Here is a 25369-nt window from a genome sequence, read left to right as displayed (position 1 = left end):
GCAGACGCCGGGCGTCACTGCAACGTGCAACAGCCTGACCCCTGCTATGGGAAAAACGAGGTCAAGCGTTCTTCAAGGCGGTTTGTAGATTGGGAGCATGGGAGTGAATGAAGCGGCTCCTTCGCGAACGGCGTCGGTCGGCGACCGGGCCTTAGCCTGCTATCCGCGCGTGCGCCATAGGCGCAGCGCATCATGATCGATTCAAGTCGGCGCGAAGGAGTGACGGGCCGCCCCATCTTTAAGCACGGGCGTGGCAAAGCACACCCAGGGGTCAGTGCGGGCGGCCCGCCGCTCCAAAGTCTAGTTGGTTTGCAGTCCGAGCGCGGCTGCGGTGGTGCGACCGGTGCCCAGTCGCCATAGGTCGACCGCGAGCTGACGGGCAATCGCGACGACGATCTTTTTCTTGCGGGCGCTACTTAACCGCAGAGCCGTGAGCGCGGTGTGCCATTTGACGATCGCGTGATAGTCCGGTTGGAACTGAAACAGGCGCCAAGCCGCTTCAATCAACAAGTGACGCAACCGTGGATTACCGTGCCGGCTGATCGAGCCCTGCAAGCGCGACTGGCCGGAGGAGTGTTCGCTTGGACACAAACCGGTATAGCTCGCCACTTGGCGACGGTTGCGGAAACGGTGCCAGTCGCCCACTTCCCGAGTGATCAGTTCCCAAGTCATCGGGCCCAATCCCAGTGGCAAACCCGTGGGCGCGGCCTGCTGCAAGCGCACGGTCAACGCTTGTAGCTCGGCATCGATGCATAACAACACGCGCTGCCAGATCACTAGTTGTGCGAGCAACTCGTCCGGCAACGCCAGCGTCGGGAGAACCTTCGGCGCCCACCAATCTTTCGACAGGCGCAGGCCGCGCAACAGTGCGGCGCTCTTGCCCTGCAGGATCAGACGCACTCGCTCTCGCGCCAAGCTCTGGCGCTGTCGGCCAATCGCCCGGGCCGCTTCTTCCGCTTCACTCGGTACTCGCACGACCGCCAGCGCGCCGCGATTGCCCGCTAGATAACGATCCAAGCATGAACAGAGCGCTGCGGCGTCACGGCTGTCGGTCTTTACTCGCTCACCATACGTGCTCCAGTCGCGGGGGCGTACCACGAGATTGTGCACGCCCAAAGCCGTGAGCTGCCGATGTAGCGTGTAACCGAACGGTCCGGCCTCATAACAACTATACACGGCCTCCGCTCGCACCAGTTGTCGTCGCATGAACGCTGGCAGTTGTTCGGGACTAAGATGCTGCGCCGGCTGCGAAACCTGCGCGTCGATCTGTCTGACCACTACAATCGAGCTGGAATGAACGTCCAACCCGAGCTTGATTACTCCGGCGCGAGCGCCGGTCACTGTCTGGATATCAGGTTCTGATGTCATAGCTCGGACAGCCTGGCGCTTCGCGCCCCGCTTGTCCGCCCCATGTCATCTTTCATGTCGATGCGTGTTGCGCTTGCCGCGCGCGGTCGAGTTCAGCTGTTCTCGTTTTCCTGCATGTCCCAGCCACAGCCGGTCGACGTTCGCGCCCGCCTCGACGCCGTTTACCGCACGGAGTCCGGCCGCATCCTCGCGACCCTCATCCGTCTGCTGGGCGACTTTGCGCTCGCCGAGGACGCGATGCACGACGCCTTCAGCGCCGCCCTCCACCGCTGGCCGGTCGAAGGACTTCCGGCGAATCCGCGCGCGTGGCTGATCTCGGCCGGCCGTTTCAAAGGCATCGATGCGTTGCGCCGCCGCACGCGGCTCGAGGCTTCCCACGCTGACATCGCCGCGGTGTTGCATGGCAGCGCGCCCGTTCGCCCGTCCGCGGACGACGAACTGCCTGATGATCAACTCAGGCTCATCTTCACCTGCTGCCATCCCGTCCTTGCGCCCGACAGCCGCGCGGCGCTCACGCTGCGCGAAGTGTGCGGACTCACCACGGAGGAGATTGCGCGCGCCTTTCTCTCGTCCCCACCTGCGATGGCCCAGCGCATCGTTCGCGCGAAGGCCAGGATTCGAGATGAAAACATCCCGTTCCAAGTGCCCTCAGTTGCGGAACTGCCGGTGCGCCTCGGCGCGGTGTTGACCGTGGTCTATCTGCTTTTCAACGAGGGCTATGCTGCCTCGTCGGGACCGAGGCTCACGCGGGTGGAGCTGTCCGCTGAAGCCATCCGCCTCGGTCGCGTCATGCTCGAGCTGCTGCCGGACCCGGAGGTCGTCGGCTTGCTCGCGCTCATGCTGCTGCATGAAGCCCGCCGGCTCTCCCGCGTCAGCGCCGGGGGCGAGATCGTGCTGCTCGAGCATCAGGATCGTTCCACTTGGAACCGTGCCTTCATCAGTGAAGGCATCGCGCTGGTGGAGCGCGCACTCGCGACGCGCCGCTTCGGGCCCTTTACGCTGCAGGCGGCGATCGCCGCCGTCCACGCCGAGGCCAGCACCCCGGAGGCGACTGACTGGCGTCAAATTTGCGCGCTGTATGCCGCGCTGCTGGCGATGCAGCCGTCGCCCGTCATCGCGCTCAACCGGGCCGCCGCCGTGGCCATGCACGAGGGCCCGGTGGCCGGTCTCGCCCTGATTGATGCGATCGTCGCGAGGGGTGAATTGCGTGACTATCACCTCCTGCACGCGGCGCGCGCCGATCTCCACCGCCGCCTTGGACGCAGGGCGGAGGCCCGGGCCGCCTACGCGCAGGCCTACGCGCTGGCCAAGTCGGAGCCGGAGCGGCGCTTTCTCGAGAAACGGCTCCGTGAACTCGAATAGCGTCGGCGCGTTGAGTCCGTGGCGCAGCTCCCGCTGCACGCGACGCGGATTTTTTCACCTTCATGTCGAATTCGGCGGTGCTCGTTCGATTAGTAAGCGAACGGAGCTCACATCCGGGCCCCGCCCATTTATCCTTCACCACCATGAAATACATCTGCCTCGGTTACTATAATGCCACTGCGTTCGCCGCCCTGCCGGAAGCCGAACAAGTGGCGATGATGGACAACTGCTTCGGCTACGACGAATACCTCCGGGCCAACGGCCACTTCACCGGAGGCGAGGCCCTGCAGCCGGCGGTGACCGCCATGACGCTGCGCGTCACCAACGGACAGGTGGTCGTCACCGACGGTCCCTTCGCCGAAACCAAGGAGCAGATCGGCGGCATTCTCATCCTCGAGGCCCGCGATCTGAACCACGCCGTCGACCTCATCTCGAAACATCCCGGCGTGAAGATCGGGCCGTGGGAGATCCGCCCAGCTGCCGACCTGAGCGAGATCGTGCGACAGAGCGCGGCGCGGCGCCGGGTCGCGAGCACGTTTCATACGACGCGTGAACTCCCCGTGTCTCCCGCGCAGGTCTTCGCCGCCATCCAGGATCCGTCCCGCCTTGCCCGGTGGTGGGGCCCGAATGGTTTCACGAACACGTTCGAACAGTTTGAGTTCAAGCCCGATGGAAAGTGGGTCTTCACCATGAACGGTCCCGACGGCCGGCAGTATCGCAACGAGTCGGTGTTCGGCCCCATCGTGCGCGACCGCCAGGTGGTGATTCACCATGTCTCGGCGCCGAAGTTTGTGCTCACGATTTCACTCGAACGCACCGCGGCCGGCACGCTCGTCATCTGGGATCACGTCTTCGATGATCCCGCGGTGGCGGAGGCGGTTCGCCCGATCGTCGAACCCGGCAACGAACAGAATCTCGATCGGCTCGCGGCGCTCGTCCGGGCGTGAACCGGATCGGGTCGGGCGGATTTCCCAGCCGGGGATCGGGAGTGAGCATGCCGCTCCCGCACCCGGAAAATTTTGCCTCTGGTCAACCGGCAGCAAGGTCGCAAACGTGCCCGGCTCATGAGTCGCGAAATGTGTTACCGTTGTTTCTGGCCGAAGCCACTGTGCTGGTGCGGCTCGATCACGCCCATGACGACGCGCACGAAATTCGTGTTCCTCATGCACCCCTATGAGTTCAAGCGGGTGAAAGCGGCCACCGGCCGGCTTACGCATCTCTGTCTGGCCGAGAGCGAGCTTCATGTCGGAATCGGTTTCGATCAGAACGAGGCGGTGCAGGCCCTGATTCACGACCCGGGGAATTTTCCGGTCATGCTGTATCCGACGCGGGGCGCGCTCGATCTCTCGAAGGGCGAGCTGCGCCAAGCCGACATGGCCGGGCGCCGGCTCGTGGTGTTCCTGCTCGACGCCACTTGGCGGCTCGTCCGCGCGATGTGGCGCACGAGTCCGAGTCTCCATCATCTCCCGCGGATCATGTTTTCGAATGCGGCCCCGAGCCGTTATGTGATCAAGCAGCAACCGGAGCCCGGCTGCCTTTCAACGCTGGAGGCGACGCATGAACTGCTGCTCGTCCTCGAACGCTCCGGTCTGGATCAGTATCCGCTGCCCGAGCAACTGCTCGACCTGTTTCAACGCATGCAGGACGTCCAACTGCGTTGCGCGGCTGAAACCGCGCGCCAGGGGATTCGCCGGCACGTGCGCCGCGTTCAACCCGGGGAGACGACGGACCCGACGCGACCAGCGTCGAAACGACGACGGATCTTTCCGGTATCGACGCAAATCGCGTCGACCCCACCGAACGCCGCGCGACCGGCCTGAGCGTCTGGCGTCGTGGCCGTTCCTCGGCCTGACGCGTTGACGGTCGGCCGCGCTAACCGTGCTGGCGCTCCAGCGGACCGAAATTGTCGCCGCCGTCCTGACTGGGTTGAAGTTCGGCCAGCGCGGAACGCATCCGATCCATCACCCGATCCACGTCCTCGGCCCTGAGCGGTTCGCCGTACTGACGGGCCAGCTCAAGATACCCACGGGCAAGCGCGCAGGCATGACGAATGTCGTGGGATGCGAAACCCCGCGCCAGGATTGATTCTGCTTCCGCGGCCAGGGCAACGAGACGTTCGAGGGGGGACAGGTGGTGGTTCATGAAAATGGGCGACAGGTGTGTACGGCGCGACAGTGGCGCGGGTTCATCGCCGGGGGTTGCGGCGACGAACAGGGAGCGGGTCCCGAGTGACCCGGGATTCGTGGACCCGATGATCGGGCCGTTGTTTCGAATTTTTCCCGGGACGTTTTTCTTCACCGCGCCGCGTGCGCACAAAAAAACCCCGCGCTTTGCAGCGCGGGGTTTGGGAAGGTTCGAATCCGGGAGCGACAGCGCTCCCGGTCGGGGCGCGTTACTTCTTCTTCGCCGCCATCAGATCGCTGACCGCCGCCTGGGCGGCCGCGAGGCGGGCCACCGGCACGCGATACGGCGAGCAGGACACGTAGCTCAGGCCGATCTTGTGACAGAACTTCACCGAGTCCGGATCGCCACCGTGCTCGCCGCAGATACCGAGCTTGATGTCGGGCCGCTTGCTGCGGCCCTTCGTGATCGCGATCTGCATCAGCTGGCCCACACCGGTCTGATCGATCGAGGCGAACGGATTCTTCTTCACGATTTCGCTCTCCGCGTAGGCGGGGAGGAACGAGCCCGAGTCATCGCGCGACATGCCGAGGCAGGTCTGCGTGAGATCGTTCGTGCCGAAGCTGAAGAACTCGGCCGTCTCGGCGATCTCGTCGGCGGTGAGCGCGCCGCGCGGGATCTCGATCATGGTGCCGACGCTGTACGCGATCTTCGTCTTCTTCTCGGCCTGCACGGCCTTCGCGACGGAGTGCACGAGCTCCACCTGGAGATCGAGTTCCTTCTTGAAGCCGACGAGCGGGATCATGATTTCCGGCTTGGCCTTGAAGCCCTGCTTGTTCGCGTCAGCGGCAGCCTCGAACACGGCGCGCGCCTGCATCGCGGTGATTTCCGGATAACGGATGCCGAGACGGCAGCCGCGGAAACCGAGCATCGGGTTGAACTCGTGGAGTTCGTGCACCCGCGACATGATCTTCTCGACCGGAATGCCGAGCTTCCGCGCGAGGTCAGCCTGCTGCTCCTTCGCGTGCGGGAGGAACTCGTGCAACGGCGGATCGAGGAAACGAATCGTCGCCGGGAATCCTTTCAGCGCCTTGAAGATGCCGAAGAAGTCGTCGCGCTGGTAGGGGAGAAGTTTCGCGAGCGCCGTCTGCCGGGCCTCGAGCGAGTCGGCGAGGATCATCTCGCGCATGGCGTCGATGCGATCGCCTTCGAAGAACATGTGCTCCGTGCGGGTGAGACCGATGCCGACGGCGCCGAACGCGATCGCGTTCTGCGTCTGCTCGGGCGTGTCGGCGTTGGTGCGGACCGACAGCTTCGTGGCCTGCGAGCACCACTTCATCAGCTGCGCGTAGTTCTTGAACTTCTCGGTGGCCTGCGCGGCTTTGTCGCCGTGGAGGAGGCCCGCGATGATTTCAGAGGGAGCGGTCTTGATCTGGCCGGCGTACACCGTGCCCGACGTGCCGTCGATCGAGAGGAAGTCGCCTTCCTTGAACGTCTGGCCGGCGATCGTCGCGGTCTTGGCCTCGTAGTCGATGTGCACGGCGGCGGCGCCGCACACGCAGACCTTGCCCATCTGACGGGCGACGAGCGCGGCGTGGGAGGACACACCACCGCGGGCGGTGAGAATGCCTTCCGCCGCGATCATGCCGCGCAGATCCTCGGGTGAGGTCTCGACGCGGACGAGCAGGACCTTCTCGCCCTTCTCGGCGGCCTGCACGGAACGATCGGCATTGAAATAAATCTTGCCGGTAGCGGCGCCCGGACCCGCGGGGAGGCCGGTCGCGATGACCGTGGCCTTCTTGACCTCGTTGAGATCGAAGATCGGGGCGAGCAACTGCTCGAGCTGGTCGGCCGGATTGCGAAGAATCGCGGTCTGCCAGTCGATGAGCTTCTCCTTCACCATATCGATGGAGAACTTCAACGCGGCGGCGGCGGTGCGCTTGCCGTTGCGCGTCTGGAGCATGAACAGCTTGCCTTCCTGGATCGTGAACTCGATGTCCTGAACGTCCTTGAAGTGCTTCTCGAGCGTCGCGCGAACCTTGAGCAGTTCGGCGTACGACTTCGGCATCTGGTCCTTCAGCTTGAGGACGGGCTCGGGCGTGCGGACGCCGGCGACGACGTCTTCACCCTGCGCGTTGATCAGGAATTCACCGTAGAACTCATCCGTGCCGTTGGCCGGATTGCGGGTGAAGGCCACGCCGGAACCGGACGTGTCGCCCGTGTTGCCGAACACCATCGCCTGCACGTTGACCGCGGTGCCCCACTCGGTCGGGATGTTGTACTTGCGGCGATAAACATTCGCCCGATCGTTCATCCAGGAACCGAAGACCGCGCCGGCCGCGCCGCGCAGCTGGTCCCAAGGATTGTCCGGAAAGGACTTCCCGGTGCGCTCTTTCACGAGCGCCTTGAAGCGCTTCACGAGTTCCTGCTGATCGGCCGCGGTCAGCTTCGAGTCTTCGACGTCCGCGTGGTAAACCTCGTGCTTGAATTCGTGGATCGCAGTCTCGAACGGCTCGTGATCTTCGTTTTCCCGCTTTTGCACTCCGAGGACGACGTCGCCGTACATCTGGATGAACCGACGGTAACAGTCCCAGGCAAAGCGCTCGTTCTTCGTGGCCTGGCTGAGCGCGAGCACGGACTTGTCGTTGAGGCCGAGGTTGAGGATCGTGTCCATCATGCCCGGCATCGAGTCACGGGCGCCGGAGCGAACAGCGACGAGCAGCGGCATGCCCTCGGTGGCGCCGAACTTCGTGCCCATGATCTTCTCCATGTTGGCCATGCCGGCCTCCATCTGGGCCTGCAGCGAAGCCGGATACGTCTTCTTGTTGGCGTAGAAATAAGTGCAGACTTCGGTCGTGACCGTGAAGCCCGGAGGCACGGGCAGACCGATGCGCGTCATCTCGGCGAGATTCGCGCCCTTGCCGCCTAGCAGGGGTTTCATCGAGCCGTCACCGTCGGCGCGACCGGCGCCCCACGTGTAGACGTATTTGGTGCCCTTTGCGGCGGATTTCGTGGCAGGCGAGGCTTTCGCCTTCGCGGCGGGTTTCTTGGCTTTGGATTTTACGGCCATGTGAGGGTGGTTTGAGTGAAAAAACGAACGAAGCGCGGGCGCGCGAAAGGCGAGAGGCAATAGAATGGGACGAGGGGCTGTCAACGATGCAGGCGCGCCCCGGCAAGAACGGCGCAAATCCGGCCGACTCGGGGGTGCGGCCCGGCGCCTCTCATCTTTTTTGCAGCTGTAGGGGCGTGGCTTGACCACGCCCGCGGGCGCGCACGAGGCGCGCCCCTACAAGGGCGGCGCATCGTGCGAGAAACTGACATGCGCCCATTGCGGCAGAGAGCGCCACATCGCGCTTCCGTTTTGGAAAAATCTTCCCACCATGCCGTCTCCCTACGTTCAGTGAGCGACCAAAACGCACATCCCGACGATCCGTATACGCCTGCCGAGGTGAATCCTCCGCCGTCTCCCCGTGAGAAGGCCATGGGCTTCTGGGAGCACCTCGACGAGCTGCGCGGCACGATCGTCAAGAGCCTCGCGGTGTTCGTGGTGTTCGCCGTGCTGATCGGCTATTTCGCCGTGGAGTTCAACCAGGCGCTCCTGTGGCCGCTCCACCATGTGGCCAAGGATTATCCGAACATGGATACCAAGCTGGGCACGCTCTCCATCATGGAGGTGTTCAACATGGTCATCCAGATGTGCGTGTTCGGCGGGCTGACGCTCGCGGCGCCGTTCATCCTGTTTTTTGTCGGACAGTTTGTGGCGCCGGCGCTGACCGAGCGGGAAATGAAGGCCGTGCTGCCGATGTGCATCGCGGCGCTGATCCTCTTTCTCATCGGCGCGTGCTTCAGTTTCTTCCTGCTGATGCCGAGCACGATTCGAATTTCGACGGAGCTCATGATCGCGTTCGACCTCGAGAACCGGTGGACCGCAGGCAATTACTTCAGCACCCTGACCTGGCTCGTGGTCGGCGCCGGCGGCGTGTTCGAGTTTCCGCTCGTGATCGTCCTGCTGGTGTGGCTCGGCATCATGACGACAGCGTTTCTGCGAAAGTACCGCCGCCACGCGATCGTCGTCATTTTCATCATCGCGGCGATCGTCACGCCGACGCCCGATCCGATCACCCAGACCGTTTTCGCCGCGCCGCTCTACGCGCTCTACGAAATCGCCATCCTGGTCTCGGCCCGCATCGAGAAGAAACGCGCCGCGCGGAAGCTGTAAGCCGGTCGACGGTTGAGGTTCTGCCAACCGGACGGTGTCGTTGCACCGTCCGTTCCACGCCCCTCGACCTATTGAATGCGGTTAAGGAGAAGAGCTAGGGATGGGAAACATCACTCATTCGTGGCTACGAGCGCCAGCGAGTGGCCGAACCACCCCTCGCTGGCGCTCGTAGCCACGGCCGATGTCCAACGACCTCACATGCCTTTTTTCACGAAGGCGATGTCGCTCGAGGAATCCTTGATGCGAATCGTCTTCTGGCCCTGCGAGTCCTTGCCGATGTACTCGATGCTCGCAGCCACGAGCACCGGCAGGTTTTTGCGAATGTCGCGACTCTCACCCTCGCTGGTCACGTCGACGGTCCAGACTTCCTGCTGCGGCCGGCCCTCGGCGGCCTCCTTGTTTTCCCGCGCCGACAGCTTCAGGTATTTTTCGTAGACCGTCACGGTCACGATGTATTCGCGGAAGCCGGCAAACTCCGTCGTCGGTGGATCCTGCACCGTCACGGTTTGATAAATCGGCCGGCCCTGAGAATCGGTGCCGACCTGCACGCGCTCGGTGCGAATCTGGCCGGGAAGGGTGATGTAGACCGGTTCGGACACGGTCTCCTTTTTCATCTGCGGCGGACCGACGCCGTAATCCAGATCGACCACCACATCCGCTTTCGTATTCGGCGGGGCCTCGTACATCCCCTTGCCGGACAGCGCGGTCTTCACAAATCCGGCGGCTTCCTTGTAGCGCAGCGAGTCGTCGGCGACGAGCGGGTTGCGGTTCTTGATCTCGTAGGAAATCGCGTCCTCCGCCTTGGGCTTGGAGAGCGAATCGACTTTGACGACATGGGTGGTTCCGCAGCCGGTCAAAAAGAGTCCCGCTGCGACGAATAGGAATGCTCCGCAGCAAGCACTCCGGCTCTTCCTGCTCGGCTGCGAATCCGATGGGTGATCGGCATTCATGTGAGTGAGGCGCACCGTAATTGAAGAAACGCGCGAGGCAACTCCAAGGATGCAAGAATCCGGCCGGAACGGGCCCGAACCGCGAATTTTCATCCGCCTGAAACAAAAAACGCGTGCCGGACAGGCACGCGTTGGAGGAAAAGGAAAAGGAAAAGGTCGCTGAAAACTTACTTTCGGCTCTCGGAGCGCTGGGACCGCAGCACCACCCGAAACATCTGCACGCACAGCCAGAACACGCCGCTCATGCACGCGGCGCAGAGCCCGCCCCAACGCAGGATCATCTTCGGATCGTTCGACGGCACATGCGGCGACACAATCGTGTAGATGAAGAAGAAGAAGGCGACGACCAGGATGGCGTCGACAACTAGACTGACGGGAGACGTGTGCTTCATTTCCGGCTGGGCCATTGGCCGAAAAGAGACGGTCGGGCCCGGGATGTCCATGGTTTTTTCACTGGCGCAGCGGGCCATTAGGATAAAACCACGGTGGCGTTAGCCAGGCCGGTTACCTTACCAGCGTTTCGGGATCGCGCGGGTGAGGTTCTCGGGCGAACCGCTCGTGACGAGGATGTTGTCCTCGATGCGGACGCCACCCGTCGCGAGATGCTGGTCCACCAGCGGCCAGTTGACGCACGCCTGGAAGCGTTCGCGTCGCGCCGGATCCGTGAGCAGCGGCGGAATGAAATAGAGACCGGGCTCAATCGTCACGACATAGCCGGCCGCGAGCGGCAGATCCATGCGCAGCGTGCGCAGGCTGGGCCGGGGATCCTTGAGCCTCCCGGGCTGCAACCCGCTGCCGTCCCGCACGCCGAGACCGACCATGTGGCCGACACCATGAGGGAAAAACAGCGTGTGCGCCTCCTGTTCCACGAGCGACTCGGGCTGTCCGCGCATGACGCCGAGACTCACCAGGCCAGACACAAGGTCCACAGCCGTCGCGAGGTGCAGGGCCTTCCATTCGGCCCCCGGCACACAGCGCGCAATCGCCCGTTCCTCGGCGCCGAGCACCACGTCGTACAGGTCGCGTTGAAACCCGCTCGGCGTGCCCGCCACGTAGGTTCGCGTGACGTCGGCCATGTAGCGGTCGATCTCGGCTCCCGCGTCGACCAGGACAAACTCGCCGTCGCGCAGCCGGCGTTCGCTGGGCTCGAAATGCAGGACGGCCGAGTTCGGACCGCTGCCGATGATCGTGCCGTAGCCTGGCCGCGAAGCACCGGCGCGAAAGAAGCCGGCCTCGAGTTCGATCTGCAGCGCCCGCTCGCTCTGCCCGGGCCGAATCAACGGTGCGAGGGTCGCAAATCCCGCCGCCGTGGCCGCCGCGGCCGCGCGGATCCGTGCGATCTCCCCTTCGTCCTTGACCCGTCGCGCGTGGCTAAACGCCTCGCGTATCCGGGCGGAGAGTGCGCCATCGATCGCGAGGTCGACCGGCGGTGCGCCCAATCCCGCGATCGGTCGGCCGCGCCGCGCCTCCAGCCAGCCGGCGAGGGCGTTGAGATCGGTGCCCTCGGTCTGACGGCGGCCTTCCCAAACGCGTTCGGCCTCGGTCACCGCCGGGACGAACGATACCCAGCCGGTCTCGACCCCGTCACGCGGATCGAACACCACGACGCCACCGGCGCACTCGCGATCGGTGAGATGGAAATACTCCGCGTGCGACCGAAACGGATACGTCTGATCGCTGCCTTCCGGCAGCGCAACCGGGTGACCGGCGCCGACCACCAGGAGCGCGTCGTCGAGCGCGAGGGCCGCCGCGAGGCGGGAGCGACGGGCGGACAGGGAACTGCTCATGCGCCGGAGACTGTGACCCCGGGTCGCGGTCGCAAGTCGCGATGCGGACGAGCACCCCGGGAGCGCAGGCGTCCCGCCTGCTGTTTTCGATTAGGATGCAGTCGGTACGCCTGCGCTCCCGGGGCCACCGATCACTGCGGTGTGATTGTGAGCGCGTCACCCGCGGCCGTCGCCACATCCACCGTGTGCGTCGCCGGCACGCGCAGCGTCCCGGGCGTGGACGTTGGCATGCTCACCGGCTTGCCGGCGTCGACGATCCGGAAAAACGGATTCGAATTGGCGTCGCGCGCCGGTACTACGGCCACGCGGCCGGCAGGGGCGGTGGTTTCGATTCGCACTGCGGCCGGCGTGCGCAGCCGCAGGTTGCCGCCGAGCTTCGAGCGGACGACCGCGCGCGTGAGCGTGCCGCCGGCCCACGCGAGGTCGACTTCGAAGCCGCCGCGCGCCTTCAGGCCGGTGACGGATCCGGCGGGCCATGCGGCGGGCAGGGCGGGGAGAAGCTGGAGGACGCCGGCGTGGCTTTGCACCAGCATCTCCGCCACACCCGCAGTGTAGCCGAAGTTGCCGTCGATCTGAAAGGGCGGGTGGGCGTCAAAGAGATTCGGATACAGGCCACCGCCCCGCATGCTGGTTTCGGAGGTGCCGACCAGCGTGAAGAGATTGCGGATGATCGCGTACGCATGATCGCCGTCCTGCAGGCGCGCCCAGAGGTTGATCTTCCAGCCCATTGACCAGCCCGTCGCCTCGTCGCCGCGCAACTGCAGCGTCCGGCCCACCGCCTGGAACAGCTCCGGTGTCGTGTCGGGGTTGATCTGGTTGCCGGGATGAAGCGCGTAAAGGTGCGACACGTGCCGGTGCTTCGGCTCCGCCTCGGCGTAATCCTCCCGCCATTCCTGCAGCTGGCCGCGCGCTCCGATCCGGTACGGCGCGAGTTTGGCGAGCTTTCCGCGCAACTCGGCGACCAGCGCCGGATCGCGCTGCAACGCTTCCGCCGCCTCGATCGTCCGCGTGAACAGCTCGCGGATGATGGCGAGATCCATGGTGCAGCCGACGCTCACCGCCGCGGATTTTTTGTCGGGTCCGATGAACGCGTTCTCCGGTGACGTGCTGACCGGTGTCACCAGTTCCCCGTTGCCGGCGTCGACCAGCCAGTCCGCATAAAATTCCGCCGCGCCCTTCATCAACGGGTACGCCTCGGCGGCCAGGAATGTCCTGTCTCCGGTAAACAGATACCGCTCCCACAGGTGGCTGCTGAACCATCCGGCCGCCAGGTTCCAGAACGCGGCGCGCGCCTGGCCATCGACCGGAAACGCATCGCGCCAGATCGTGGTGTTGTGGTGTGCGACCCAGCCGCGCGCGTGGTACATGGTGCGGGCGGCGAGCTGGCCGGTCTGGCTGACTTCACCCAGCATCCGGAACAGCGGCTCGTGCAACTCGGAGAGATTCGTGACCTCCGCCGGCCAGTAGTTCATCTGCGCGTTGATGTTGATGGTGTAGCCCGAGGCCCACGGCGGGATGACCTGATCGTTCCACAGGCCCTGCAGATTCAGCGGCTGCGTGCCGACGCGCGAACCCGCAATCATCAGGTAGCGGCCAAATTGAAAACACAGCGCGGCCAGGCCCGGATCGCCGGTGGCGCGAAACGCGGCGATGCGCTGATCTGTTGGCAGCGTTTCCTTGGCCGGATCGCCTTCGAGGCGGAGCTTCACGCGGTCATAGAGCGCCTGGTAGTCCCGCACGTGGCGCTCCCGCAGCGCGGCGGCGCTCTGTGTCACGGCAGCTCGCACCTCGCGCCCCGTGCGCACCGCGGGATCGAGGCCGTCGCGACTGGGGCTGCGGTCGAAGCCGTTGAAGCTGCTGCCGGCGCCGACGATCAGCGTGATCTCGCTGGCAGCCTCGATCCGGAGGCCGTCCTGATCGCGGACGGTTTTGCCGTCGGTCTTTACGCCGAGCCGGGCCTCGAAACGCATCCCCCGGCCGGCGATGTCGTCGCCGTAGAGCACGGTGCCGTTCCGGTCGTCGCCTTGGTACGGCTTGGCCTGCGGGCGGCGCTGCAGCGCGGCGTCGTAGAGTTCCGGATACCGGGATTGCTCGCCGGCCTGCTCGATGGTCTTGAGCGGCCGCCGCGCCACGTAGCCGGGGAGCTGGCCGCGCAGCACCAGCTCGTCGCCCGTCACCTGCGGGCGGGCGGTGGGATGCGGGGACGTGAACGTCGCCCGCACTGCCAGCGCGCCGGCCCGATCGGCGCGGAGTCGGATCACAATCACCTGGTCAGGCTGGCTGGCAAACACCTCGCGCGTGAAATGGACGCCGCCGCGCTCGTAGCTTGTACCCGAGGTCGCGGTGGCGAGGTCGAGCCAGCGGCGATAGGTGCGCACCTCGCCCGAGGCGCCCGCGCCCGCGAAGTCGAGGACCAGATCACCGAGCGGCTGGTAGCACTGCTGGTTTCGGCCGAGCCAATGCTTCGTGATATAGGCATCCGCTTCGCTGTTCCGGCCGGAACGCAGCAGGCCGGTGACGTGATCGAAATCCCTGCGCACGTCGATCGTGCGCAGATCGGCCGGCGGCTCGCCGGAGTAAAGGGTGTCCTCGTTCAGCTGCAGGCGTTCGCGATCGATGCCACCGTGCACCATTGCGCCGATGCGGCCGTTGCCGATCGGCAGCGCGTCGGTCCATTTCTTCGCCGGCTGGTCGTACCACAACGTATGGCCGGGCGTGAGGGCCGCCGGCAGGTCGGCGGCAGGGAGACGAAGGGCCGCGAAGAGTCCCAGGGCGAGGTAGCGACGGACAAGGTGCATCGGGGTAAAGAGTCTGGAGGGAAGCGCCTGGCGCTGGCGAGTCACGATCCCGGCCACTTCCAGCGTTGAACTGGGCCGCGGTCGAACCTCACACTGTGGCCTTCCTTTGCCGTCGACCCTGCGTTCCGATGCGCGGAACCGTCGCGTCCGACCCTCTCACCTCGCTGTACCCACTCTTCCATGACACCCCGCACCCTTGGTTCCCGCTGGCAGAAACTGCTGCCGCTTTTCGTACTGGTCGTCCTGATGCGGCTGCTGCCCGGCGCCATCGCAGCCGACTCCGCGCGGCCGAACATTCTCTTCATCATCTTCGATGACTGGGGCTGGCAGCACGCCGGCGCTTACGGATCGACGTGGGTAAAGACGCCGAACTTCGATCGCGTCGCGCGCGAGGGCGTGCTGTTTCAAAATGCGTTCACCTCGAATCCGAAGTGCAGTCCGTGCCGCGCCACGATCCTGACCGGCCGCAACACCTGGCAACTGAAGGAAGCGGTCTCGCACGGCGGCATGTTTCCCGAGGGGTTTGAAGTGTATCCCGATCTCCTCGAACGCGCGGGTTACACCGTGGGTTTGACGGGCAAGGGCTGGGGGCCCGGCGACTTCAAGACCGTCGCCAAGCGCACGCGCAATCCGGCCGGTCCGGGCTTCGACGAACATCGCGCCGAGCCGCCGGCGTCGGGCATCGGTCGCAATCACTACGGCCGGAACTTCGACGCCTTTCTCGACCAGCGGCCGAAGGACAAGCCGTTCTGTTTCTGGATGGGATTTCAGGAGCCGCATCGTGCCTACGAGCTCAACTCCGGCGTGCGCCTCGGCAAGAAACTCGCCGATGTGACCGTCCCCAGTTATCTGCCGGACACCGCGCTCGTGCGCGGCGATCTCGCGGACTACGCCATCGAGGTGGAGTACGCTGACGCCTACATCGGCCGCGCGCTTGCGAGCCTCGAAGCGCGCGGCGAACTCGAGAACACACTCGTGATCGTAACGTCGGATCACGGCATGCCGTTCCCATACGTGAAGGGCCAGATTCACGAGGATGGGTTCCGGCTGCCGCTCGCGATGCGCTGGGGCAAGGGCATCAAGCCGGGCCGCGTCGTGCAGGATTTCATCAACGTGCGCGATTTCGCGCCGACCTATCTGGAGCTGGCCGGCCTCGCGCCGCACGCACAGATGACCGGAAAGAGCCTCGCGAAGCTCCTGCGCTCGCCGGACTCGGGCTGGATCGAAAATCGCGCCGAGATGCTGGTGGGCAAGGAGCGTCACGACCTCGGCCGGCCCAATGATCTCGGCTATCCGGTGCGCGCGCTGCGGACGAAAGACTTTCTCTACGTGCACAACTTCCATCCCGATCGCTGGCCAGTCGGCAATCCGGAGACTGATTTCGGCAACTGCGATCCAAGTCCGTCGAAGGAACTGCTGAAGGCAATCGGCGGGCACTATTATGAGTTGTCCTTCGGCAAACGGCTGCCCGACGAGCTCTACGATTTGCGCCGCGATCCCGAGGGCGTGAACAATCTCGCGCACGACCTCGCCTACGCGGGCACGCTGGAGTCGATGCGTTCGCGCATGATGACGATGCTCAAGGAGGAGCAGGATCCGCGCGCGCTCGGCCAAGGCGCGATCTTCGACACCTATCGCTATGTGGGCGCGCGCAACAAGGCCTACGACACCTGGCTCAAGGCGCAGGAGGCGAAGCAACAACTCTCGTCGATCGAGTCGCCGGCGCCCGACGCCGCGAAGAAGGGCGGCAAGCGCAAGCAGGCTCTGCCGTAAGGGGAGTGGGGAACCGGATACCCTGGGATGGCAGACTACCTGGAACGAAAGATTCCCTGGGACCGCGACCGCCCTCGGTCGCTGTCGGCCGATGCGACCGAGGGCGGTCGCGGTCCCACCCACGGTCCCAAAAGATCACAGTAACGCTCCCAGCCTCTTCACCCCGAGGCCCCAATCGCCGCCACGCCGTCGAAACGCACCACTGCGCGATTTTCCGCGCGTGAAGCGGGGAGTGATACGGTGAACGTCACTTCCCAGTCGTTCTGTTCCGTGGTGTCGATCAGCACCTGGCCAATCGTCCACTCGGCCTGGCCGGCAGTCGCTTCCGCGCTCCAGTGTGTGTGCTTCGTCGAGCGACCTTCGGGGTCCAGCCGGAAGCGCGTGCGGGCGTCGAAGTAGGCGTTGAACGCGGCCTCGATGCGTTTGGCCTCGGGCGAAGCGGGAGCGCCTTCGACGGCCCCGCCAGCTTCACCGGTCGCGAGGCGCGACGCGGCGCTTTCCCAATCGCGCGCGGCGACGTCCTGCAGGAAGCCGAAGATCGCGGTGCGCACGAGCCGGCGGAACGCGGCGTCGTCGCGCGTGATGTCGAACGTCGCCGGCCGCGCGGGCTTGTCGCCATCGGTGACCGTCGCCACGAAGTCCGGATTCCGCAGCCGTTCCCACTCCTCGAGCAAACTCGAGTCGATGTCGCGGATCAGTTCGCGGAAGTAGTCTTCCATCTCGATCACCGGTTCCGTCTTGGCGGACGTCGGCACGGTTTGCGCGAGGACTTTCCACACCTGCGAGAGGTGGCGCAGCAACAGGCCTTCGACGCGCTGCAGCCCGTAGTCGCGGATGTAATCGGCAAACGACATGTAGCGCTCGAACATCTCGCGCGCGATCGACTTGGGCCGCACGTTCTCCTGCTCCACCCACGGATGCGCCGCGGCGAATGCGTTGAACGTGTCGTAGAGAAACTCGCGCAGCGGTTTCGGGTGCTCGATCTGCTCCAGCTTTTCCATCCGCTCGTCGTAGCTCGCACCCGCCGCCCGCATCTCCTCAACCTTGTCGGTTTTCAACTTGTCGACCTGACGGCGCAGGATCGCCTCCGGATCCTCGACGATCGCCTCGCACAGCGTGAGCACGTCGAACGGATAGTCCGGCGACTCGCGATTCAGCAGCGGCAGCGTGTCGATCAGATAAAGCGAGAGTGCCTGATGCAGCGAGAAATCGTCCTGCAGATCGACATTCACGCGCAGCTTGGGCGTGCGATCAGTCGGGAGTGCGCCGGAGATCGCCCCCGGGAGCGCAGGCGTCCCGCCTGCATCCGTCTCCGAAGTCAGACCTGCTCCCTTCGCTCCCGTAATCTCCACGATCTTCCGGTCGACGAGCGCGCGAAACAACTGCCAGCCGCGTTTGCGCAGCGCGCGCTTGCGGTGCTCGGTTTCGTGCGAGTCGCGGATCAGGCGCTGCATCGCGCGGCAGCCGTCGGAGTCGCGACCGAGCACGAGCAGCAGCATGCCGTGGGACACATCGAAGCGCGACGACAGCTCCTCGGTGGGCGCGGTGCGCAACCGTTCGAAGGTCTTGAGATCCCAGCCGACGGATCCTTCCGGGGCGCGCTGCTTCACGAGATTCTTTTTCTTCTTCGGATCGTTCGCGGCCTTCTCCTCGGCGCGCTTGTTTTCGATCACGTGGTCGGGCGCCTGGACGATGACGTAGCCGCGATCGTCGTAACCTTTTCGACCCGCGCGGCCGGAGATCTGGCGGAAGTCGCGCACGCTGAGAATCGCGGCCTTCTTGCCGTCGTATTTCCAGAGCTGCGTGAACACGACGGTACGGATCGGGACGTTGATGCCGACGCCCAGGGTGTCGGTCCCGCAGATGAGTTTGAGCAGTCCCTTTTGCGCGAGCTGCTCGACGAGAATGCGGTACTTCGGCAGCAGGCCGGCGTGATGCACGCCGATGCCGTGACGCAGCCAGCGGCGCATTTCCTTGCCGTACGGACTGCTGAAACGCACGCGTTCGAGTTCGGCCTGGAGCGCGGCCTTTTCCTCCTTGGTGCAGATATTGAGGCTCATCAACGCCTGCGCCGCCTCGCTCGCGGAACGCTGCGTGAAATAGACGAGATAGATCGGCGCGCGCTTGAGCGTGAGCAGTTCGGCCACGCGCTCCGTCAGCGGCATCTCCGAGTATTCAAATTCCAAGGGCACCGGCCGCCGGTCGCTGCGCACCGTGACGCTCTCCACGCCGGTCAGCCGTGTGAGTTCCTTTTCGAAGAAGGCCGTTTCACCCAGCGTCGCAGACATCAGGAGAAACCGCGCGCGCGGCATCGTCAGCAGCGGCACCTGCCACGCGTAGCCGCGCTCGGCGTCGGAGTAGTAGTGAAACTCGTCCATGATCACCGCACGGATGTCGCTGTGCTCGCCGCGATGGAGCGCGATGTTCGCGAGGATCTCGGCGGTGCAGCACAGGATCGGCGCGCGCGGGTTCACGCTGGCGTCACCGGTCATCATGCCCACGTTCTCCGGCCCGAAGTCGCGGCACAGGGAGAGAAACTTCTCGTTCACGAGCGCCTTGATCGGGCAGGTGTAGACGGAGCGTTCGCCGGCGCAGAGGGCCTTGAAGTGAAATGCGGCGGCGACGAGCGATTTGCCCGAGCCGGTGGGCGTGTTGAGGATCACGTTGTGACCGGCGAGCAGCTCGAGGATGGCCTCCTCCTGTTCCGGGTAGAGCTCGAGTCCACGGCTGGCGATGACGGCCAGGAAACGTTCCAGGATCGCGTCGGCATCCGGCGGGCCGCCGCCCGGAGCGGACAGCGGGGCGAGGGGAGCGGACGGCGGCGCGAGCGAAACCATTCGATACAAGGGCCCGGGGCGGCGGGGGGAGTCAATCCACGGCCTCGCTGCCGGCGTGTTGCGGGGCGGGCCCCGAAAAAATCTCCCCTAAGCCGTTCTTCCGCACGGGCGTGCCGGCGTTGGGCTTCAGGGGGCCCTGCGGACTCCGATCAACGGGGAGACAACCGGCGTGTCGCCGCACTTCCTGCGCGCGACGAAATTGCCGTCTCACCATGGCCAACATCCTCCTCCTCGACGAAAGCGACGTGGCGGAGCGTGCGATGCACGGTATCCTGGCGCGGGGTAATCATCGGGTGTCGTCGGCCACGAATCCCACCGATGCCTGGCGCATGTTGCGCGCGGGCGTGGTGTACGACCTCGTGATCCTCGAGGTGAAACTCACCGGCGGCGGCGGCGTGCGGTTTCTCCAGCGGCTGCGTGACGACTGGTTTTTCAAACCCCTGCCGGTGGTCGTGTACACGTCGGAGAACGACGCGACCCTCATCCGGCGCGTGCTCGGGCTCGGGGTGCAAAACTACCTGGTCAAGCCGTACAACGATGACGTGATCCACTCGGAGGTCGCGAAGGCCGTGCTGGAGCCCTGGCGGAACCGGCACTTCGAGGAGGCGAAGTCGTTCTGTGCGCTGCTCGATCTTACGCCCGAAGCCCTGGCGCAACGCCGGCGCGAAGTGATGGCGGGTTTCGATCGGGCGGCGCGGACGTTTCCTCTCTGGGCGGACAACCGGCGCATCCACGACGTGTTTGATCAGATGGCGGCGCTCGTGGCCGGCGCGAAGGAGGCTGGCATCAAGGCCGGCATCGACCTGATCGCGTACCTGCGTGAACAGGCGTTGAACTCAAACTGGATGGCCTTCGAAAAGTGCGGCGAGCCGCTCGAATTCGCCAGCCAGCTGGTGTACTTTCAACTCAACCCGGGCGAGGTTCCGCCGGGCTTGGAGCACGAAGCCCACCGGGCCTCGGACAAGGATGCGGACGAGCGGCTGCGCTGGGACAGCGTCAATGTCGACGTCCAGGGACCGGTCGTCGATCCCGCGGCTCTCACGCGCAAGATCGACAAGCTCGCGGGCTGTCCCGTGGTCGGCCCCTCGGCGGCGGCGTTTCAGATGCTGGCCGATGGCCGCGCCTCGACGATTACGCAGCTGATGGATCTCGTGGCCAACGATCCCGGCCTGTGCGCGCAGATCCTCTGCGCGACGAACCGGCTGGCGCACGACGACCTGAGCGAGATCGACGATCCGCGGACGGCCACCAGTCTGCTGGGGGAAAAAAAGCTGCAGGCGATCGTGCACGCACTGCCGGTCGTGGAGGAGCGGCATTTCGATTATCCGCCGATGTCGTGGACCGGCTACTGGATGTTCCAGGTCGCCGTGGGCCGCGTCGCGCAATTCGTCTGTCGTTATCTCGAGTTTGATTTTCTCGTCGGCAAGGCTGCGACCGCCGGACTGCTGCACGATCTCGGGACGCTGCTGCTGATGAAGGTCGAGCCGCTCGCGTTCCAGGCCATCGTGCGTTACGCGCGCGAGCATCACGTGCCCCGCATCGAGGCGGAACGGCGCTACCTCGGCTGCACCACGCAGGATCTCGCGGCGCATTTCGCACGCACCCAGCATCTCCCGGCTGTATTCACCACGGTGATTCGCTGGATGGAAGCGCCCGCGCTCGCAACGGAGCATCTCGATCTCATTGCGATCACCTCGGTGGCGCGGCACATCTGCCAGCACGCGCACATCGGCTGGTCGGGCGATCCCAACGCGCATGGCAGCGGCATGATTGATGTCACGCCCGCGTGGAGCGTGCTGCGGACGCGGCTGTTTCCCAGTTTCGACGTGCGGAAGTTCGAGGTGCAGGCGCACGCGTTCTGCCTGACATTGCGCAACGAACTCTCCGGCCAGCGCGGCGACCGGCGTCCCGCGCACGCGCAGCGCGCGGCGGAGTTGGTGTGAGCGGGTGAGGCTATTCGATGCGGGAGCTGGAAGCTCCCGCTACTTTGGGTGAGCGCGCGCTTCAAGAGTGGCGGGAGCATCTTGCTCCCGCAGTTTGGATCGGGGGCAGGGTGCTCCGAATCATGACGAGCGGGCGATCGTGCTGCCGTGTTAGGAACGGGAGCTGGAAGCTCCCGCTACTTTGGGGTTCTCGCGGATGTAGCGGCGGATGGTCTCCAGCGCAGACGCGCTGCGCACAATGTGGTCGTAGGATTCGTGCTGCCAAAGTGGGCCGGTGCGCCCCAAGCGACGGTTGAGTTGGTTGGCCGTGTAGGATTTCCAGGAATGCAGGGTGTTCGCCAGCCCGTAGCCAGCCAGGGTCTTCACGAGGACATGCACGTGGTTGGGCATGACGACATGCTCGTCGAGTACGTAGCGCTGGCCGTCGAAGTGACGAAGTGCGCCGCGCACGAGGTCCGCGTACACGGGATCACGAAGCACGCAGGAGCCGCTGCCGGCGTGTAGCAGCTGTTCGTAACGTGCCGAGAAGAGCTGATGGTATTCGGCGAGGTCGTCGCGCGAGAGGCGGTGGAGGTCGTGAGTCCGTCGCCACTGTTTACGTTGTAATCGGATTTTCTCCACGACGTCGCGAGGCAGAGCGTCGGCGAGGCGGAAGGTGACGAAATACCAGACTGAGGCCTGTTCCCAGTGAGGAAGATTTCCGCCGGTGCGGATTTCGATTTCGGAAAGCGGATTGAAGAATTCCCAAACCGTGCCGCGAACGGGCGGAGTAGCGGGAGCATCCTGCTCCCGCGATTCGAAGAGGGAGCTAGAAGCTCCCCCTACATCCCTCGCGCCGTGCCGTTTGTCTGAGTGTTCGGCAAAGCGGCTCGACATACCGCTAAGATTCAATCCGTAGATTCATGCGGCAATCCGGATTCGACGGTCTGCGACCCCCGTTCTCGGGGGCTTTCTAGGTCGATTGCCGGCAAACGGAGGGCTTGCGCTCAGCGGCCGTTCGAATCGTTCCGGCGATCGCCACCGCGATTGCCGCGACTGTCGCCCCGCGAGGCTGGCGCGGGGGCGGTGGCCGGTGCTGCTGCGGGTGTCGTGGCCGCGGGTTCAGCGGCGGGTGGCGCGGTGACGACGGGGGCGCGACTGGCCGCGGGTGGAGCGGGACGCTCGGTACTGCGCGCACCGGCGGAAGGCGGAGTCCGATCCGGCGAACGCGGGCCGGCCGGCGGGCCGGAGCGTGTATAGGTTCGCGCCGGCGTCGGCGCGGCCGCGGGTACCGCCGGCAGGCCGGTCGGGGCCGGCGGCGCCGTGACGACGGTGGTCGGGGCGGCGGGCGCCCCGGTTACGGTCGGGTTGTGCGACGGGCGGGCGCGACTGTCGCCTTCACGCGGAGGGTTGCCGCCTTGCCGGCGCGCCTGTGGCAACGGTTGAAGATTCGGTGTGGCCGGGGGCAACGGCGCGGGTGTGGGCGTGGTTTCAGCCACCACGGTGGGATTCACCACGAAGGAGCGTGACGCTCCGGACGGCACGGCCGGAGGCGCGACGGGCGCTGAATCGCGCCGGCGTCCGTCGAATCCAGGAGACTGATACGGATACGATCGGGAAGACGAGACGACGCCGAACGGCGCGGGGCGCACGACCTGTGGCCGGTAGTTGGACGCAACGCTGAAGGGCGGCCGGGTCACGTGGGGCGCCGGGCGCCATTGCCGCACGTCCGGGCCGCGGGTGAAGGTGTTGGCCGGCGCGATCGGCACAACGGGGCGATGCCAGTCGTGACCGTTCCACCGCCGATGACGGTCGCCCACCCAGATCGTGTTGCGGCGCCAGTCGCAGTCGAAGGCGAGCCAGGAACCTGCCGCCACGCCGAAACCGAAGGTAAGGAACGGGCGCGGATAATAAACGGGACGCTCGATGAAAACGATGTCCGGTTCGTACTGCGGCACGTAAATGATATCCGGCTGCGCCGGCACGATGCGGATGATCTGCGCCTCCGCGATCACCTGTTGCTGCGGCGTGTCGATCAGCGTGCCCGCGGCGCGAGCCCTGGCCCGGAGGCGTTGGATGGCCTGCATGACGTCGGCCGGCTGGGCGGCGAACGCCTCGCCGAGTTGCTTCGTCCACTGGAGATTTTCATCCATCCAGGCCAGCACCTCGGGATAATTCGTGAGCGACTTCACGCTTTCATCCCAGGCGCGGTGCTCGATCTGCGAGCGGTCGCCGGGATTTTCGCGCACGTGGCGTGACGCCAGCACGATGTCGGCGGGCACGGTCGAGGCGGGAAGGATCAACGCGATCAACGCATCCGGATAGAGCGCGATCGCCCCCACCATTTGTTCCAACTCCTCCGGCGTGCGCTGGGCATTGGCCACGTCGTTGGTCAGCACGGTCGGCGTGGGGGCCTCCTGCGCCACCAAGGGAAAACCGACCAGCAGCAGCAAAAGTGACGCGCGAAGGGTTTTCATGGTGGGTGGGGGGCGGCGGGCTGCGAAAGGCGGGACAACGCTCCGACGCGTGCCCACACAGCAATATTCACTTCTGACCCGATCGCACGAGGGAAAGTGCCGCCTGCGGGCGAGCAAAACGAAGGTCGCTCAGCGCCCTCAGGTTGCGCGGGTTCCAAAACGAAGCGATCGGGGAGAAATTAATTCAGAAGCCAGGAAACCAGGAAACAGACCAAGTCAGAAGAGGGTACCACGAAACACACGGAACACACGAAAGGCAGAGACCGGAGCGGACCAAAACTGTCTGCTCCTGGCTTCCTGGCTTTAGAATTCAGCCGATGTATTCCGGCTGCTGAATTTCTCCGGGTTTCCTGGTTTCCTGCTCCAGCCTTACCAGGGGCAGATTAGATCTGCGAGAAAGCCGTCGGCGTCAGGAAACGCGCGGTGTTCTTCGACGTGTTGTTGGCGTACTGCGGCAGGTCCTTCATTTTCACCCAGCGCGGATCAGGGCCGAATTTTTTCCAGTTGGCCAGGTGCGAGGCGAGGTCGGGGGCGCTCGTGATGTAGCGCAGGTGCGGGAGGTTCGGGCCGGTCAACGCCTGGCCGAAGAAGACGGGCGACATGCCGAGATCCTTCATCACCGTGATCTCACCGTCGTTGAACATCGCCATCTTGCTCAGCGCGCGCTCCTCGCTGTGGCTCTCGTAGTCGCGCATTTCGAAGACGCGTGTCGCCACGCGGCTCTTCGAAAATGCCGGCAATTCCATCTTCGGCATGCCCGCAAACGCGAGCAGCAACCAGCTGTCGATGCGATCGAACGCCGGCGTGGGCTTCGGGACCTGCAGGTACGCGGCACCGGCCTTCTGCACGGCGGGGTCGGCGTTGATCTCCGCGTTCACACTGACGAAGGTGTCGAGATTCGTGTACGGAATCAGCACCCACACCGGCGTGTCGGCCTTGGGCGTCGCGACGCCGGTCGCCTTGACGACATCGAGCTCCGTGAACACGCCGACGTTCTTGATGCCGCGCTGATCAAGCGCCGGCACCAACGCTTTTTCGAGATAGCCTTCGATCACCGCGCGGGACGCGCCGGGCTTCAACCGGTACGAGCGCAATTCGTAATACTCGCGGGCGGATTTTCCGCCGGCCGACGCGGCGTGTGCGGCTCCGGGGAGCGTGGCCGCGGCGGAAGCGAGGAGTGACGTTTTGAGGAAGGTGCGACGATTGGGATTCATAGGCGTTGGAGGAAGAAGGGGCGAGGGAAACGTGAGCGCAACGCGGCAGGGTTTGCGAGTGTGGGCTGATTATTTCTTGCGAAAGGTTTTCACGTAGTCGCGCACCGCCGCCTGCTCGTCGCCCGTGAGGCGATCCTTGAACGCCGGCATGCGATCCACTCCCCGGCCGTCCTTCACGCCGGCGCGAATTTGTCGCGCGATCGCCTCGTCGGTGGCCGTGCTGGCCGAGAGATCGCGCGCGCCCAGTTTTTTGCCGGCCGGTGTTCGCGCCTTGCCGTCGAGGCCGTGACACGACGCGCAGTGGTTCTCGAACACCACGATGCCGTCGGCCGCTCGTCCGGGCAGCGAAACCGCGAGCAGCAACAGGCCGGGGCCGGCGAGGGCGGGCAGGTGGGTGAGGTGCAACACGCGTGCAAGGACGGCCGCTTCGCGGACGGTTGGCAATGCCGGAGCCGCCGCGCGCCGCCGGCACCTCAGCGCGTGCTATATTTTCATCGCGCGAGAGCAGCGGGAGCGTTTGCATCGCGGCCGTTTTTCGCGT

General features: G+C 65.1%; 18 protein-coding genes. 6 read left to right on the top strand and 12 right to left on the bottom strand.

The genetic code is table 11. The annotated features are described in order from the left end of the window. Window positions 1–300: 300 nt before the first annotated feature. Window positions 301–1341, bottom strand: coding sequence for an IS110 family RNA-guided transposase (locus ACLJEU_RS19100; RefSeq protein WP_457795276.1), 1041 nt, complete (start codon window positions 1339–1341; stop codon window positions 301–303). Between the two features lie 141 nt (window positions 1342–1482). Here ACLJEU_RS19100 and ACLJEU_RS19095 point away from each other — a divergent pair, with 141 nt between their 5' ends. From ACLJEU_RS19095 to ACLJEU_RS19085, 3 genes are all read left to right on the top strand, one after another. Beyond that, window positions 1483–2730: an RNA polymerase sigma factor gene (locus ACLJEU_RS19095; protein WP_414659911.1), complete on the top strand. Its 1248-nt coding sequence runs from the start codon at window positions 1483–1485 to the stop codon at window positions 2728–2730. A gap of 143 nt (window positions 2731–2873) precedes the next feature. Continuing rightward, window positions 2874–3677: an SRPBCC domain-containing protein gene (locus ACLJEU_RS19090; RefSeq protein WP_414659912.1), complete on the top strand. Its 804-nt coding sequence runs from the start codon at window positions 2874–2876 to the stop codon at window positions 3675–3677. Between the two features lie 117 nt (window positions 3678–3794). Continuing rightward, a complete protein-coding gene (locus ACLJEU_RS19085; RefSeq protein WP_414659913.1) occupies window positions 3795–4550 on the top strand; it encodes a tRNA-uridine aminocarboxypropyltransferase in 756 nt (251 codons plus the stop codon). Between the two features lie 52 nt (window positions 4551–4602). Here ACLJEU_RS19085 and ACLJEU_RS19080 read toward each other — a convergent pair whose 3' ends face one another. After that, window positions 4603–4872: a hypothetical protein gene (locus ACLJEU_RS19080; RefSeq protein WP_414659914.1), complete on the bottom strand. Its 270-nt coding sequence runs from the start codon at window positions 4870–4872 to the stop codon at window positions 4603–4605. Window positions 4873–5122: 250 nt separating this feature from the next. After that, window positions 5123–7921 (bottom strand): pyruvate, phosphate dikinase, encoded by a 2799-nt coding sequence (ppdK, locus tag ACLJEU_RS19075; protein ID WP_414659915.1) that lies wholly within the window; start codon window positions 7919–7921, stop codon window positions 5123–5125. 330 nt (window positions 7922–8251) lie between these two features. Here ppdK and tatC point away from each other — a divergent pair, with 330 nt between their 5' ends. Further along, window positions 8252–9070, top strand: coding sequence for a twin-arginine translocase subunit TatC (gene tatC / locus ACLJEU_RS19070; protein WP_414659916.1), 819 nt, complete (start codon window positions 8252–8254; stop codon window positions 9068–9070). Window positions 9071–9264: 194 nt separating this feature from the next. Here the strand turns inward: tatC and ACLJEU_RS19065 are convergent, their stop codons facing one another. The 4 genes from ACLJEU_RS19065 to ACLJEU_RS19050 all read right to left on the bottom strand — a co-directional run bounded on the left by ACLJEU_RS19065 (window position 9265) and on the right by ACLJEU_RS19050 (window position 14605). Beyond that, a complete protein-coding gene (locus ACLJEU_RS19065) occupies window positions 9265–9927 on the bottom strand; it encodes a hypothetical protein (protein WP_414659917.1) in 663 nt (220 codons plus the stop codon). Between the two features lie 260 nt (window positions 9928–10187). Then, window positions 10188–10412 (bottom strand): hypothetical protein, encoded by a 225-nt coding sequence (locus tag ACLJEU_RS19060; protein ID WP_457795275.1) that lies wholly within the window; start codon window positions 10410–10412, stop codon window positions 10188–10190. 117 nt (window positions 10413–10529) lie between these two features. Beyond that, window positions 10530–11807: an aminopeptidase P N-terminal domain-containing protein gene (locus tag ACLJEU_RS19055; RefSeq protein WP_414659919.1), complete on the bottom strand. Its 1278-nt coding sequence runs from the start codon at window positions 11805–11807 to the stop codon at window positions 10530–10532. 131 nt (window positions 11808–11938) lie between these two features. After that, window positions 11939–14605 carry a glycoside hydrolase family 95 protein gene (locus tag ACLJEU_RS19050; RefSeq protein ID WP_414659920.1) on the bottom strand — a complete coding sequence of 889 codons (2667 nt, stop codon included), beginning with the start codon at window positions 14603–14605 and terminating at the stop codon, window positions 11939–11941. A 180-nt stretch (window positions 14606–14785) separates the two neighbouring features. Between ACLJEU_RS19050 and ACLJEU_RS19045 the strand changes: the two genes are divergently transcribed. Continuing rightward, on the top strand, window positions 14786–16378 hold the full coding sequence (locus ACLJEU_RS19045; RefSeq protein ID WP_414659921.1) for a sulfatase family protein: 1593 nt from the start codon (window positions 14786–14788) through the stop codon (window positions 16376–16378). 158 nt (window positions 16379–16536) lie between these two features. On the opposite strand, the gene ACLJEU_RS19040 is transcribed toward ACLJEU_RS19045, so the two are convergent. Then, window positions 16537–19215: a DEAD/DEAH box helicase gene (locus ACLJEU_RS19040; RefSeq protein ID WP_414659922.1), complete on the bottom strand. Its 2679-nt coding sequence runs from the start codon at window positions 19213–19215 to the stop codon at window positions 16537–16539. A 212-nt stretch (window positions 19216–19427) separates the two neighbouring features. Between ACLJEU_RS19040 and ACLJEU_RS19035 the strand changes: the two genes are divergently transcribed. Beyond that, window positions 19428–21158 (top strand): HDOD domain-containing protein, encoded by a 1731-nt coding sequence (locus ACLJEU_RS19035; protein WP_414659923.1) that lies wholly within the window; start codon window positions 19428–19430, stop codon window positions 21156–21158. Between the two features lie 150 nt (window positions 21159–21308). Here ACLJEU_RS19035 and ACLJEU_RS19030 read toward each other — a convergent pair whose 3' ends face one another. The 4 genes from ACLJEU_RS19030 to ACLJEU_RS19015 form a co-directional block, all read right to left on the bottom strand. Further along, window positions 21309–22034: a transposase gene (locus ACLJEU_RS19030; RefSeq protein WP_414659924.1), complete on the bottom strand. Its 726-nt coding sequence runs from the start codon at window positions 22032–22034 to the stop codon at window positions 21309–21311. Window positions 22035–22144: 110 nt separating this feature from the next. Continuing rightward, window positions 22145–23614, bottom strand: a complete 1470-nt coding sequence (locus ACLJEU_RS19025; protein WP_414659925.1) for a DUF3300 domain-containing protein — start codon at window positions 23612–23614, stop codon at window positions 22145–22147. Window positions 23615–23997: 383 nt separating this feature from the next. After that, on the bottom strand, window positions 23998–24828 hold the full coding sequence (locus tag ACLJEU_RS19020) for an NIPSNAP family protein (protein ID WP_414659926.1): 831 nt from the start codon (window positions 24826–24828) through the stop codon (window positions 23998–24000). A 69-nt stretch (window positions 24829–24897) separates the two neighbouring features. Then, window positions 24898–25236 carry a c-type cytochrome gene (locus ACLJEU_RS19015; protein ID WP_414659927.1) on the bottom strand — a complete coding sequence of 113 codons (339 nt, stop codon included), beginning with the start codon at window positions 25234–25236 and terminating at the stop codon, window positions 24898–24900. Between the last annotated feature and the right edge of the window lie 133 nt (window positions 25237–25369).

The organism is Terrisphaera buseokensis (genome assembly GCF_047521145.2).
Lineage (GTDB): Bacteria > Verrucomicrobiota > Verrucomicrobiia > Opitutales > Opitutaceae > ER46.
This window is presented reverse-complemented; position numbering and strand designations above follow the sequence as displayed.